Source organism: Serinicoccus kebangsaanensis (genome assembly GCF_008919445.1).
GTDB classification, from domain to species: Bacteria; Actinomycetota; Actinomycetes; order Actinomycetales; family Dermatophilaceae; genus Ornithinicoccus; species Ornithinicoccus kebangsaanensis.
The window spans coordinates 319,501-332,219 of sequence record NZ_VSLG01000002.1 but is presented as its reverse complement, the minus strand read 5'-3'; the positions used below and the strand labels follow the sequence as shown (position 1 = coordinate 332,219).

14 protein-coding genes are annotated in these 12,719 nt (G+C 69.8%); 6 read left to right on the top strand and 8 right to left on the bottom strand.

The annotated features are described in order from the left end of the window. Nucleotides 1–47: 47 nt before the first annotated feature. The 4 genes from FXF60_RS03670 to FXF60_RS03655 form a co-directional block, all read right to left on the bottom strand. A complete protein-coding gene (locus tag FXF60_RS03670) occupies nt 48–944 on the bottom strand; it encodes a carbohydrate ABC transporter permease (RefSeq protein ID WP_151523899.1) in 897 nt (298 codons plus the stop codon). Next, nucleotides 941–2,140, bottom strand: coding sequence for a carbohydrate ABC transporter permease (locus FXF60_RS03665; RefSeq protein WP_238335681.1), 1,200 nt, complete (start codon nt 2,138–2,140; stop codon nt 941–943). The genes FXF60_RS03670 and FXF60_RS03665 overlap by 4 nt, the downstream gene beginning before the upstream one ends. Next, nucleotides 2,137–3,483: an ABC transporter substrate-binding protein gene (locus FXF60_RS03660; RefSeq protein ID WP_367889954.1), complete on the bottom strand. Its 1,347-nt coding sequence runs from the start codon at nt 3,481–3,483 to the stop codon at nt 2,137–2,139. The genes FXF60_RS03665 and FXF60_RS03660 overlap by 4 nt, the downstream gene beginning before the upstream one ends. A 206-nt stretch (nt 3,484–3,689) precedes the next feature. Continuing rightward, on the bottom strand, nt 3,690–4,205 hold the full coding sequence (locus FXF60_RS03655; protein WP_151523897.1) for a SprT-like domain-containing protein: 516 nt from the start codon (nt 4,203–4,205) through the stop codon (nt 3,690–3,692). A gap of 54 nt (nt 4,206–4,259) precedes the next feature. On the opposite strand from FXF60_RS03655, the gene FXF60_RS03650 reads away from it, so the two are divergent. Then, nucleotides 4,260–4,646: a DUF6394 family protein gene (locus tag FXF60_RS03650; protein ID WP_151523896.1), complete on the top strand. Its 387-nt coding sequence runs from the start codon at nt 4,260–4,262 to the stop codon at nt 4,644–4,646. 18 nt (nt 4,647–4,664) lie between these two features. Further along, nucleotides 4,665–6,440 carry an NAD-binding protein gene (locus FXF60_RS03645; RefSeq protein WP_151523895.1) on the top strand — a complete coding sequence of 592 codons (1,776 nt, stop codon included), beginning with the start codon at nt 4,665–4,667 and terminating at the stop codon, nt 6,438–6,440. A 19-nt stretch (nt 6,441–6,459) separates the two neighbouring features. On the opposite strand, the gene FXF60_RS03640 is transcribed toward FXF60_RS03645, so the two are convergent. Continuing rightward, complete coding sequence (locus tag FXF60_RS03640; RefSeq protein WP_151523894.1) at nt 6,460–6,987, bottom strand: hypothetical protein; 528 nt, start codon at nt 6,985–6,987, stop codon at nt 6,460–6,462. An 80-nt stretch (nt 6,988–7,067) separates the two neighbouring features. Between FXF60_RS03640 and FXF60_RS03635 the strand changes: the two genes are divergently transcribed. Both FXF60_RS03635 and FXF60_RS03630 read left to right on the top strand, forming a co-directional pair. Continuing rightward, nucleotides 7,068–7,571 (top strand): DUF427 domain-containing protein, encoded by a 504-nt coding sequence (locus tag FXF60_RS03635; RefSeq protein WP_151523893.1) that lies wholly within the window; start codon nt 7,068–7,070, stop codon nt 7,569–7,571. A gap of 135 nt (nt 7,572–7,706) precedes the next feature. Further along, nucleotides 7,707–8,204, top strand: coding sequence for a hypothetical protein (locus FXF60_RS03630; protein ID WP_151523892.1), 498 nt, complete (start codon nt 7,707–7,709; stop codon nt 8,202–8,204). 96 nt (nt 8,205–8,300) lie between these two features. On the opposite strand, the gene FXF60_RS16915 is transcribed toward FXF60_RS03630, so the two are convergent. Together FXF60_RS16915 and FXF60_RS03620 are read right to left on the bottom strand one after the other, a co-directional pair. Further along, nucleotides 8,301–9,107, bottom strand: coding sequence for a transglycosylase family protein (locus FXF60_RS16915; RefSeq protein ID WP_151523891.1), 807 nt, complete (start codon nt 9,105–9,107; stop codon nt 8,301–8,303). A gap of 189 nt (nt 9,108–9,296) precedes the next feature. Continuing rightward, nucleotides 9,297–9,881: an ArsR/SmtB family transcription factor gene (locus tag FXF60_RS03620; protein WP_238335680.1), complete on the bottom strand. Its 585-nt coding sequence runs from the start codon at nt 9,879–9,881 to the stop codon at nt 9,297–9,299. A gap of 61 nt (nt 9,882–9,942) precedes the next feature. Here FXF60_RS03620 and FXF60_RS03615 point away from each other — a divergent pair, with 61 nt between their 5' ends. Beyond that, entirely contained in the window at nt 9,943–10,512 is a 570-nt protein-coding gene (locus FXF60_RS03615; protein WP_151523889.1) for a dienelactone hydrolase family protein, read from the top strand. Nucleotides 10,513–10,515: 3 nt separating this feature from the next. Here the strand turns inward: FXF60_RS03615 and FXF60_RS03610 are convergent, their stop codons facing one another. Further along, nucleotides 10,516–11,178, bottom strand: a complete 663-nt coding sequence (locus tag FXF60_RS03610) for a Type 1 glutamine amidotransferase-like domain-containing protein (RefSeq protein ID WP_151523981.1) — start codon at nt 11,176–11,178, stop codon at nt 10,516–10,518. Between the two features lie 243 nt (nt 11,179–11,421). Here FXF60_RS03610 and FXF60_RS03605 point away from each other — a divergent pair, with 243 nt between their 5' ends. Next, nucleotides 11,422–12,675, top strand: coding sequence for an LGFP repeat-containing protein (locus tag FXF60_RS03605; RefSeq protein ID WP_238335679.1), 1,254 nt, complete (start codon nt 11,422–11,424; stop codon nt 12,673–12,675). The last annotated feature ends 44 nt before the right edge of the window (nt 12,676–12,719 follow it).

The following is a 12,719-nucleotide window of genomic DNA, read 5'->3' as shown; positions in this document are numbered from 1 at the left end:
GGTGGCGGGGGTGCCCTGCCCGGCACCCCCGCCACCTCGGTGCGTGCTCAGCCCTTGACGGCACCGCTCGTCATGCCGCGCACCAGGAAGTTCTGGAGCACGAAGAAGACGATCATCGGCAGCACCATCGAGATGAAGGCACCCGCGGTCAGCAGCTCGGCGCCCTGGCCCTGCGTGCCCAGCAGCTGCTGCAGCTTGACGATCACCGTGGTGTTGTCGTTGGCGAGGAACAGCTTGGCGATGAGCAGGTCGTTCCACACCCACAGGAACTGCAGGGTGGCGAAGGCCGCCATCGCGGGCATCGCCATCGGCGCCACCAGCTTCCAGAAGATCTGGAAGTTGGTGCACCCGTCGATCCGCGCCGACTCGACCACACTGAAGGGCAGCGAGGACATGTAGTTGCGCAGCACGTAGATGCACAACGGCATGCCGAAGCCGGTGTGCAGCAGCCACACCGCGAGGTACTGCCCCGCGATCCCGAGCCCGTTCGGTCCGAACAGGTTGAGCAGCGGCTGGAAGGCCACGTGGATCGGGACCACCATCACCGCGACGATGGTGATGAACAGCGTCTCCTTGAAGCGGAAGTCCAGGAAGGTGAAGGCATAGGCGGCGAAGGCTGCGAACATGATCGGGATGATCGTCGCCGGGACGGCCACGACCACACCGTTGAGGAACGCGTTGCCCATGTCGGACATCTCGAAGACACGTCGATAGTTGTCGAAGGTCCACGAGGTGCCGAACGGGTTGACGATCGCGGACCACCACCCGCTGTTGAGTGCATCGTCCCGGCTGCGGAAGCTGGTGACCAGCAGGCCCAGCGTCGGCAGCGTCCACAGCACCGCGAGGACCAGCATCGTCACCATGGAGACGGGGCTGCGTGGACGCCCGTCCTTGAGGCGTCCGCGCCCGCCAGCGCGGGGCGCTGTCGTCGTGGTGGTGCTCATCGCATGGCCTCCTGCTTCCGGAAGTCCCTGACCTGGTAGATCAGGATGGGGATGATCGCGACGAGCAGGACCACGATGAGGGCCGTCGCCCGACCGCCGTCACGGTTGGTGAACATCTCGCGGAAGAACATGTTCGCGATGACGTCGGTGTTGTTGCGCCCGTTGGTGAGGACGTAGACGATGTCGAAGACCTTCATCACCAGGATGAGCACCGTGATGAAGACGGTGATGATGGTCCCCCAGATCTGCGGGATGATCACCTGCCAGAAGATCTGCCACTCGGAGGCGCCGTCGATGCGCGCGGCCTCGAGGGTGTCCTCCGGCACTCCCTTGATCGCCGAGCTCAGCAGCACCATCGCGAAGCCGGTCTGCAGCCAGATGAGGATGACCATGAGCAGCAGGCTGTTCAGCCGCGCGGTGTCGATGTCCAGCCAGCTGGCCGGGTCCTGGCCGAACCAGTTGACCCAGATCGCGTTGAGCGAGGCCGTCTGCGGCTCACCTGGCGGGCGGTAGCCGTAGACCGTGGTCAGCCAGATCGCCGACGCCGCGACGAAGCTGATCGCCATCGGCATGAAGATGAAGCTCTTCGACCACTTCTCGCTGCCGGCGGACAGCTTGTCCGCCAGCACCGCGACCACGACGCCGAGGGCGACGGTGATCGCCGGGACGATCGCGATCCACAGCAGGTTGTTGAGCATCGCCGACCAGAAGTCAGCGCTGCCGAACAGGCTCGCGAAGTTGGCCCAGATCGGGTCGACGTATGCCGTGGAGCGGGCGTTCGCGAAGCTGTAGTGGATCGTCTGCACCGTGGGGAACAGCAGCATCAGGCCGATGAGCGAGAAGCCGGGGAGCAGGAAGGCATACGGCATGACGCCGTGCTCCAACCTGCGCGGGAGCGCCTCGATCGCCATGTTGAGGAACCAGAACAGGACGGCCGCGCCGCCGACACCGACGACCAGGCCGAGGATGCCCATGAGGATCTTGCTGTCGAAGAACCACTGCGGGTACCACGCGAAGGCGAGGAAGAGGTTGCCCATCAGGTAGACGGACACGGCGATGCCGAGCACTCCGAGGAGCAGCTTCACCGGTTGCAGACCGGCGTCGGAGGGGACGGTGGCCTCCGGCGAGGATCCTGCGTCGTCGGGGACCTGGGGCACCTCCTCCCCCACGGGTGGGGTCGAGGACGTGGTGCTCACTGGTCCTCACCCTCCTCGTCGGTCGGCTCGGCACTCTGCGGCCAGCCGTTCTCGATGTCGTCGGCGACCTGCTGGGCCGTCTTGTCACCGGACTGGAACTCGACCATGCCGGTCCAGAACGAGCCGGAGCCGACCTCGCGCGGCATGACGTCCGAGCCGTCGTAGCGGAAGACGTCCGCGGTGTAGCCCATCTCGGCGATCTGCCGGGTCGTCTCGTCGGGGTAGAGGGAGGCGTCGAAGGTGGTGTGCGGGCTCAGCCAGCCACCGGCCTGCGCCCACGGACCACCGAACTCGTCCGAGGAGAGGAACTCCATCACCGCGGCGACGTCCGTGTCGTACTCGAAGGCCGCCGCGAGGTCGCCACCGCCGAGGATGGGCTGGCCGTCGAAGCCGTCCGCCGCCGGCGGGAAGACGAAGATGCCGATCTCCTCGTCCAGGTTGGCCTGGATGTCCTCGGGGAAGAACCCGGTGGCGAAGTTGCCCTGGCGCATGAGGTAGCACCCGGGGTCGTCGGCGAAGGCCGGGTTCATCGCCTCGGCGAAGGGCGTGTTGAGGATGCCTCGGGCGCCGCCGAGCACGTTGCCGTCGGTGTTGGCGAGCTCGCCGTAGGTCTCGATGGCCTCGACCACCCGCTCGTCGTTGAACGGGATGCGGTGGTAGATCCAGTCGTCGTAGACGTCCGGACCGTGCAGACGGAGCATGTACTCCTCCACCCAGTCGGTCCCGACCCAGCCGGTCGCCTGGTCGGACTGCCAGCCGATGCACCACGGCGGGGTGTCGCCCTGGGAGCGGATCTGCTCGGCGACGTCGGACAGCTCGGCCAGGTCGGCCGGCTCGGTGTTCCAGCCTCCCTCGTCGTAGGCCTGCTTCGGGTACCAGACGATCGACTTGACCGCCATGCGCATCGGGGCGGCGTAGACCCGCCCGTCGTAGCGCGCCGAGTCGAGGAAGCCGTTGACCAGGGTCGCGTCGATCGCGTCGTAGTCGAGCATCGCGTCGATGGGCACGAGCGCTCCGCGCTCGGCCAGGTCGAGCACGCCACCGGGCTGCGGGAACAGGCCGATGTCCGGCGCGTCGCCGGCGTCCACGCGCACCTGGATGGTGTTGGTGAAGTCCTGGTCGGAGACGTACTGGATGTCGATCCCGGTCTCCTCCTCGAAGGGCGCGAGAGAGGCGTTGAACTGCTCCTCCTCGGCGCCACCGAAGGCGCCGAAGATCGTGACCGATCCGTCACCTTCCTCGGGCTCCGCGCCCACGGCACCGACACCACCCCCCGAGCCGGCATCCGGGTTCTGCAGGCATCCGGTCAGGGTCAGCGCCGCAGCTGCCGTCAGCGCGGGCACCGTGGCACGTCGCCACCTCGTAGTCGCCACCATTGGCTCCCTTCTCCATCCGTGCCCGTGCGGCCACCTCACGGAGTTGGGGCGTCGTCACCAGGGCAACTCATGGGCAACATAGCCCAGTCACCCGCCCTCCGGACCCCCTCCAAGGTCACGCTTTGATCACGGATTGTTCACCCTGGATCGAGCTGACGACCACTCGGGTGCCGTCACGTCAAGGTGTGCAACCGTTGCAAGGTCTCCCGCACCGCCGGACCCAGCTCGGCGTGGTCGACCGGCCGCCCGTCGTGGCTCCACGAGATCACCCGGTCCAGCGCTGGCACACCCCGGCAGCGGGTGCAGACCAGGACCCTCGTGGGACGTCGGTGCCGGTGCACGACGTGGCCGGCGGCGCAGCGACCCTGCCACCGACCCGCCACGACCGGCACCTCCGCCTGGTAGCACCGGTCGCCCGTGGAGCCGATCGCCCGGGCCTGCGACCGCCACACGGCGTCGTGCCCGTGCCGCGGTCCCACCAGGGCGTGCGCGACCTCGTGCAGCACGGTCTCGCGCACCTGCTCCGCGTCGTGCGCCTGCGTGATCGGTGCGCTCAGCGTGATCCGGTGGGCCGCCCAGTGGCACGCCCCGGCGCGGACCTTGGCCCGGTCGAACCCGAACCCCCATCCCCGCAGTCCGTGCTCCCCCATCAATCCTCGGGCCATCCGGCCCGCCTCCTCCAGATTCATGACCCGCATCATAGAAAGCAGCGCCGACAGACCTGCGGCGTTATCGTCGGTGGTGTGAATCTTGAGAAAGTCGTCTTCGGCTTCTTCGTGCTGCTCGCGGCGACCCTGAACTTCGGCTACGTGATCGGGGACATCGACAACCCTCGCCTGCACAACGTCTACGAGCTCTATGCCGCGGTCGTGGTCAACATCATCGCCACGATCCTCAAGTTCGGCGACCGGACCCAGATCGGCGCGGTGCATCTCGCGACCAGCCTGGTGGCCAGCATCCAGCTGATCGTCGCGGCCCTGGTGTGGATCTGGGCACGGCACGTCGACCCGGGCGGCCTCACCGGCCAGCACATGAGCAGCGTGGTCTCCATCGCCGCGGGCGCCCTGCTCGCCAACATCGTCTCGATCATCCTGCTCGTCGTCGAGACCGTCTCCTACCGCCGCCGCTGACCGGCATACCCGGCGCCCATGGCCAACCTCCTGCAGCTGCTCGGTCGCGGCAAACCCGCGCGCCCGCGCCCCGACTCGCTCCGCCGCTACCGGGTGGACGTGCCGGCCGAGCTGCCCACCACCGACGCGGTCTTCATGGTGCTGCGACGGATGCGGGCGCCGCTGGTGGTGCTCGTCAGCGTGTTCGCGATCATGACCTTCGGGCTGAGCACCATGCCGGGGACCGAGGAGAACCCCGACCGGCTGACCGTCTTCGACAGCTTCTACGTCATCAGCTACACCGGGCTGACCATCGGCTACGGCGAGGTGCCGCACGAGTTCAGCTACGCCCAGCGGCTCTGGGTGACCCTGACGATCTACGCGGCGGTCGTCGCCTGGTCCTACAGCATCGGCGCGCTGCTGTCGCTGTCGCAGGAGCAGACCTTCCGGCAGGCCCTGCGGCTGCAGCGCTTCGGCCGCAAGGTCCGCAGCATCCAGACCCCGTTCGTGCTGATCGTGGGCTACGGCCAGGCCGGGGAGGCGGTATGCCGCGCGCTGGAGGACCAGGGCCGCGACTTCGTGGTGCTCGACGAGAACCCGGACCGGATCCAGCAGCTGGCGCTGGACGGCTACGCGAGCGACCACCCGGGCTTCTCCGCCAGCGGCCGGGACCCGCGGATGCTGGGCATCGCCGGGCTGGCGCACGACCACTGCGAGGCGGTGCTCGCGCTCACCGACAACGACGAGACCAACCTGTCGGTCGTCATGACGGTCAACCTGCTGCGTCCCGAGCTGATGGTGATCGCCCGCTGCAGCGACCGGGAGCACGCCCAGCAGATGCACGACTTCGCGGCCGACGTCATCATCAACCCGTTCGACCGCTACGGCGCCTACCTCGTGATGGCGCTCCGGCGGCCCGCCGGCTTCCGGCTGGCCTCCTGGCTGATGAGCAAGCGCGGCTCGGTGCTGCCGCACCGGTTGCAGCACCTGACCGAGGGGCAGTGGGTGGTCTGCGCCGACGGCACCTTCGGCTTCGAGGTCACCCGGGACCTCGAGAGCGCCGGGCTGGACGTCATCCTGGTCGACCCGGCGGACGGGCGCCCCGACGTCTCCGACGCCGTCGGCTTCATCGCGGGTGCCGAGTCCGACATCGTCAACATGGCCAACGCCGCTCACGCGCGGATCGAGAACGACCAGCTCTTCATCGCCGTCCGGCAGAACTCCGCCGTCAACTCCGCCCCGCTGCAGGCCTTCGACGCCGACTCCGTCTTCATCCCCACCGAGCTGCTCGCCCGGGAGGCCGTCGCCCGGATCACCTCGCCGAACTACTGGAGCTTCATCGACCACGTGCTGCACGAGGACGACGAGTGGGACAGCAGGGTGATGGACGAGATCGTGGCCGTCGTCGGGGACGAGACGCCGATCTCGACCCGGCTTGACCTCGACTTCACCAGCGCACCGGCTGCCGTCCGGTGGGTGAGCGAGCACGAGCTCACCCTGGGCGACCTGCTCCGTGACCCGGACGAGCGGGACGTGCGGCTCGCCGTCTACCCCGCCGTGCTGGTCCGCGCGGGTCGGCGCATCTTCACCCCGGGCATGGACCAGCAGCTCAAGGAGGGTGACACCCTGCTGCTGCTGGGTCGGGAGCTCGACCTGGCGGTGGTGCGGTCGACGGTCTTCCACGACTCGGCGGTGGAGTACGTCAGCACGGGCCGTGAGGTCGCCACGTCCTGGGTGATGCGGCGGGTGCAGAAGCTCACCGGCCGGCCGAAGGACCCGGCCCCGCGCGAGACGGTGCCCCCGCCGGAGAGCTGAGGAGCACGGCGCCGACGGCTCAGCGGCTGCGGACCTCGACGATGTGGCCGACGACCTTGGGCACCCACCCGCGCTCCCGACGCATCCACCGCACCGCGACGAGGTTCGACGGCACCACCACGAAGTCGCCGGCGCACACGCCCAGGTCGGTGCCGAAGACGTCGGTGACCACCTCCCAGGCCAGGTCGGTCCGCCGGTGCAGGTGCTCGCCGACGGCCATGGCATACCGCTCCACGATGTCGTCGTGGTCGCTGCCGCCGCCCCCCAGCCAACCAGCGAGCGCCCGGTCCAGCCCGGCCCCGATCGAGGCGAGGTCGTCGACGTCCACCCCCTCGGCCTGCACCGCGGCGAGTCCGGCGTCGATCCTGGCGCGCTCCTCGCCGGAGATCGTGCGCGACTCCGGTGTCAGGGGCAGCTCGGTGACCGTGGTCTCGCCCGGGTCCGGCAGCGCGCGCACCCGTGGACCGTCCTGCTGCGTCCGACCCCGCCCCAGCAGGCCACGGACCTTGCCGAGCCGCGCCGCGACGCCCCGCTCGCGCTCACCCATCCGTGCAGCGTAGCGTCTGCCCGTGGCTCCGCGCCGCCTGTCGGTTGGGCCGTGGGTGGCAGCCGCCCTATGGTCGGGGTATGTCTGCACCGACCGAGTCCGTCTGGGACTACCCGCGACCGCCCGCGCTCGACACGAGCGGTGGCGAGCACGTCCAGATCCGGGTCGGCGGCCAGACCATCGCGGAGACCGTCGCCGCGATCCGCGTGCTGGAGACCTCGCACCCGCCGACCTACTACCTCCCGCTCGGCGCGTTCGTCACCGGGGTGCTGCAGCCCGCACGGGACAACCGGCGCACGACCTGCGAGTTCAAGGGGTCGGCGACCTACTTCGACCTGGTCGTCGACGACGCCCGGCTGAGCCGGGCCGCCTGGACCTACCCCGACCCGCTCCCGGGCTTCGAGGAGATCGCCAACTACGCCGCCGTGACGCCCGGCGTGGTGGACGGTGCGACCCGCCCCGACGACGGCTGCTACGTCGACGGCGAGCGGGTCGTGCCGCAGGAGGGTGACTTCTACGGCGGCTGGATCACCTCCCGGGTGAGCGGGCCGTTCAAGGGCGCCGAGGGGACGCAGGGCTGGTAGGACCCGGCCCGTCCCGCCCCTGGCCGGTGAGAGAGGATGGATGCTCGCCCGCCGACCCCCTGTCGTCGTCGGCGCGCGTGTCCCTGGCCGTCCACGGTGGACGGTCCCCCCACTCTGACCAGGAGGAATGTTCCCATGCGACGTGCCCTGACCGCGGCCACCGTGATGAGCCTGGCGGTGCTGACCGCCTGCTCGGCCCAGGACGAGGACGTGAGCGCCACCTCTGACTCCGCAGCTGCGGACACCGGGTCGACCGGCGAGGAGTCCGCCGACGCCGGTGCGGCTGCCGAGGTCTCCGACGACCCCGTCTGCCAGGCGTTCCTGGCCGGGCAGGGCACCCCGCTCGCGGAGCGTACGGTGACCCAGCTCGAGGTGGTCGGGGCGGGAGACGACCTCGACCCCGTCTCGTTCTCCGAGGTCACCCTGCTCTCCGGTCGCCTGATGGCGCTGGCCGAGCAGGCCGACGGCGACCAGGCAGACCTGCTGGAGCGGATCAACGCACCCTTCCAGGAGGTGAACGACGCGGTCGTGGAGGCCGGCACGCGGACCGAGGACGTCATCGACATCCCCGACGTCGAGGTCGACGACGCCGACACCGCGCGCGCCGAGCTCGAGGAGTCCTGCGCCGCCTGAGCCGCTGACGCATGCGAGTGGCCCGGCCCGCAGGCACCCTCAGGGTGCGCGGGCCGGGCCACTCGTGCGTGACGCGGGTGCGTCCGGGTGCCGGGGTCAGCCGATGGTGAGGACCTGGCCCTCGATGATCAGGTCGGGGTCGGCGATGTCGTTGGCCGCGACGAGGGCGTTGATGTCCACCCCGTGCTCGGCCGCGATGGTGGCCAGGGTGTCACCGCGCTGGACGGTGTAGTCCGCGTCGCCCGCGCCGTGCGCAGGCACGAGCAGGACGTCACCGGCGAAGATCAGCCTGCCGCCGTGGGAGAGGTCGTTGATGCCCACCAGCTCGGCCACGGTGGTGCCGTGGTCGGCGGCGATGGTCCCGGTGGTCTCGCCGGCGACGATGACGTGCTCGGCGAGCACGGGGTCCTCGGCCGGGGCGGCCGGCTGGGCCTGCTGCTGCGGGGCCGCCTGCTGCTGCGGGGCTGCCTGCTGCTGGGGAGCCGCCTGCTCCTGGGCGGGCTGCTCGGCGGGCTGCTCCGGAGCCGGCTCGGCCGGTGCGGGACCGCCTGCGGTCAGGCCGGCCTCGACCGAGCACACCGGCCAGGCGCCGGGGCCCTGGCCGGCCAGGACGTTCTCGGCGATGGCGATCTGCTGCTCGCGGCTGGCGAGGTCGGCGCGCGCGGCATACTGCGTGCCGCCGAAGCCCTCCCAGGTGCTCTGCAGGAACTGCAGACCGCCGTAGAAGCCGTTGCCGGTATTGATGCTCCAGTTGCCGCCGGACTCGCACTGGGCGACGCGGTCCCAGGTCTCGCCGCTGGCGGCCTGTGCCGAGCCGGCGGAGACGGTGCCGGCAAGGGCGGCGAGGCCGGTGGCGGCGACGGCGGCGCCGAGACGGCGCGGGCGGGTGGCACGGTGCTGCATGTGAAAACCTCACGGGGTCGAGTTCCAGGGATCATGGTCGCGGGCTCCCCCGCGACCACTCCCCACCGTGCGCGAGAAGTCTGGACGTCACACCCACGTGACGGTCAGACTCCGGTCAGGAACGGCCTCGGCACCCCCGTTGACCAGCAGGAGCACCGCCTCTCGTGAGTCTGCTCACACCGCCGTCGATCAGCGCTCCGGCTCCCGCTCATCCTCGGGCGTCGGCAGCGTGGGGTGGTCGGTGGGATAGATGCCGACCGCGAAGCCGTAGGAGACTGCACCCGACCTGGGCAGCCGGTCGAACTCGTCGACCAGCTCGGCCATCCGGCTCCAGAACGCGGACGCCTGGTCCGGTGAGATCCGGGCGTGCCGGATGAATCCCCACAACTCGCCCTGCTCGTAGGCCGTGGCGGACTCGTGCGCCGCGACGGCGAAGTCGTTGAAGTCACGAGGCATCGCCTCGCCGCCGGCGGCCGGCTCGGGCGCCACGTGGAACAGCCGGGCGGTGCGGCCGTAGAACCGCTCCTCGATGGCGCGGACCTTGCGGGTGCGGACGACCTGCAGCAACCCGGTGCCGGCCAGCACCTGGACGTGGTGCGCCACCGTGCTCTTGGGTCGCCCGAGCGCGGTTGCCAGCTCGGTCACGGACGCCGCCCGCTCGTGCAGCAGCTGGAGGATCGTGGTGCGCAGCGGGTGCCCGATCGCGCGGACCTGCGCCGCGGTGGTCAGGGCCATCCGGTCGGCCAGCTCGTAGTCGGGGGGCTGGTCATCCACGGCAGATGAGACTAGCATCGTCGAACGTTCCATACTTTTCGATCAATCACGGGAGACACCCATGGCCGACGTGCTGCTCTACCACCACATCCAGGGACTGACCGACGGCGTGCAGGCGCTCGCCGACGAGCTGCGGACCGCCGGCCACACGGTCCACACACCGGACCTCTTCGACGGCCGCACCTTCGACAGCATCGAGGAGGGCTTCGGCTTCGCCCGGGACACCGGCTTCGACGTGCTCCGCGAGCGCGGCGCGGCCGTCGCGAGCGAGCTGGAAGGAGGACTGGTGTATGCCGGTCTGTCCTTCGGCGTCACCATCGCCCAGGCGCTCGCCCAGACGACGCCGGGCGCGCGCGGCGCCCTGCTGCTGCACTCCTGCCTCCCCGTCTCCGAGTTCGGGTCGGCGTGGCCGGAGGGTGTGCCCGTGCAGATCCACGGCATGGAGGGCGACGAGTTCTTCGACGAGGACCTCCCGGCCGCCCGGGAGCTGGCCGACTCCACGCCGGCCGCCGAGCTCTTCGTCTACCCCGGCGACCAGCACCTGTTCACCGACAGCTCACTCCCCGCCTACGACGCCGAGGCCTGCGCCCTGGTGCTGGACCGGGTGCAGCAGTTCCTCACCGCCCTCTGAGGGCTACGCCGGGGCGAGCGGCAGGTGCCGCCAGGTGCCCTCGGAGACCACGGTGACCTCGCCGTCCACCACCTGGATGGCGGTCTCGTCGTCGATGGCGTAGGCCGGGACGCCGAGCGGCGCCGCCCAGCGGTCGGCCCCCTCCATCGGGTTCATGCCGACGTGCGGATAGATCGAGAAGTCGACGACGCCGAGGGTCCGGTCCGTCCCGCCCTCTGGTCGCCAGGTGACGAACGGGCCACCGATGCGCGGGGTCATCACCATGCTGCCGGCGCTCAGCCCGACCCATACGGTGTCGTGCAGGTCCGGCAGCAGGTCGGCGAGCCCGCTGGCGCGCATCCAGTGGGCGAGGTAGGCCGCGTCCCCGCCCGCGGCGAGCAGCACGTCCGCATCCTGCACCCAGCCGACCCAGCGGTCCCGGTCCAGGGTGGGCAGCGCGGTCAGCTCCAGCACACCGAGTGACCTCCACGGCAGGCCGCACATCGGCGGCGGCATCTCCCCGGTGACGAAGCGTCGCGCCGACTCAGGCCCGCACATGGGGTGGGCATACTCCGCCGTCGGGATCGCCAGGGCGCTCGACTCCGCGATCGGCTTGCCGAGCAGCCCGACGAGCGCGGCCTCGATGCTCGCGTTGGTCACTCCGCCCGAGGTGAGCAGCAGTTTCATCGGTGTCCTCCGGTCCAGGTCGACGCCATGGTATGCCTCCGCCGACCGGCGCTGCGGCATGCTGGAGGCGAGCGCTTCGTCGCCCACTCCAACCGTCAGCTGATCAGCGCCCGTCGCCGAGTGGCGTGAAGTCTGTTGACGGGGTGAGAGCACCGGTCACATACTGATGATGTCTTCGGACCACTCGCTCCCCGCCCCTGGCCCGGTCCGTAGCCCTCCCGGCTACCACGTCACACCCGCACCTTGCGTGATGCGGTCGGCGAAGCCATCGCACCACGCCACAGCCAGGAGGGCGCCATGCCCGGCAAGATCAAGACCGACCACACGTTCGACCCCGAGCGAGACAGGATCACCGGAGCCGACCGGTTCACGCCCAGCGTGAAGCAGCGCATCGGCGCCGACCACTTTCCCGTTCTCACAGATCTGCTGGCGAAGGACGCCAAGATCAAGGCGAAGTTCGACGCGCTGGGCGGCGAGGCCGCCCTCGGCAAGCGGGTCGAGACCCTCATCGGCAGCATGTGGCGGTTCTCGGCCTCGGCCATCGTCTACGACGCCGGGACCGACGCGGCGTACGAGATGCACGGTGCGATCTACGAGCGCTGGCAGGAGGCGGGCGGCCTGGGCTACGGCGTCCCCTGCACCGACGAACTGCCGACCCCAGACGGGGTCGGCAGGTTCAACCACTTCAACAACAGCACCGCCTCCATCTACTGGACCCCGCAGACCGGGGCGCACACGATCTATGGCGACATCCGCGCACGGTGGTCCGCCCTGGGCTGGGAGAAGTCCTACCTGGGCTACCCGGTCAGCGACGAGGTGGCTTTCGCGGACGGTGGACGCGCCAACGAATTCCAGCACGGCGGCATCTACTGGTGGCCGGACACCGGAGCCATCGATCTGCGCGATGTGGTCGTGCACTACACAGGGATGCACTGCTTCGGTGAGACCGACTGGGACCAGTCATCCAGTGCGGACGAGCCCTACGCGATCTTCGCGCTCAGCACCCCCCGGCAGGCGTGGGGAGTCAACAGCCAGGTCTACGGGGACGTGGATGCGAAGGAGCAGCGTCCCGACCTGCTCGAGCTCTATCGGGGCCGCCCGTACGGCCTCAACATCGGGGTGGTGCTCATGGAGCACGACTTTGGGGATCCGAACAAGTACCGCCAGCAGATCGTCGACACCTGCATGGCAGTGCACTCCGCGGGCGTGGTCGCGCTCGGGTTCATCCCGATCGTGGGTCCCTTCATCGCCGCGGCCGCTGCACCGAGTCTCGGGGCACTCATGCCTGCCCTCGGTGGGGCGATCAACGACGCCTTCGACTGGGGCGACGACCGGATCGGCACCGCCAACATCACGGTCAGCGCACGAGACATGGTGCTGCTGGCGGCACGGACACAGAACAGCACCTTCGGCGCGATCGGCTACAAGATCGAGAGTCCTCTGCTGGCCGGCCTCGGCGCTTCTTACAAGGTGTACTTCGGAGTGGTGCCGGCCTGACGTGCCCACGGCTCGTTCCTGCGTCCTCCTCGCGGCGTAGGGCT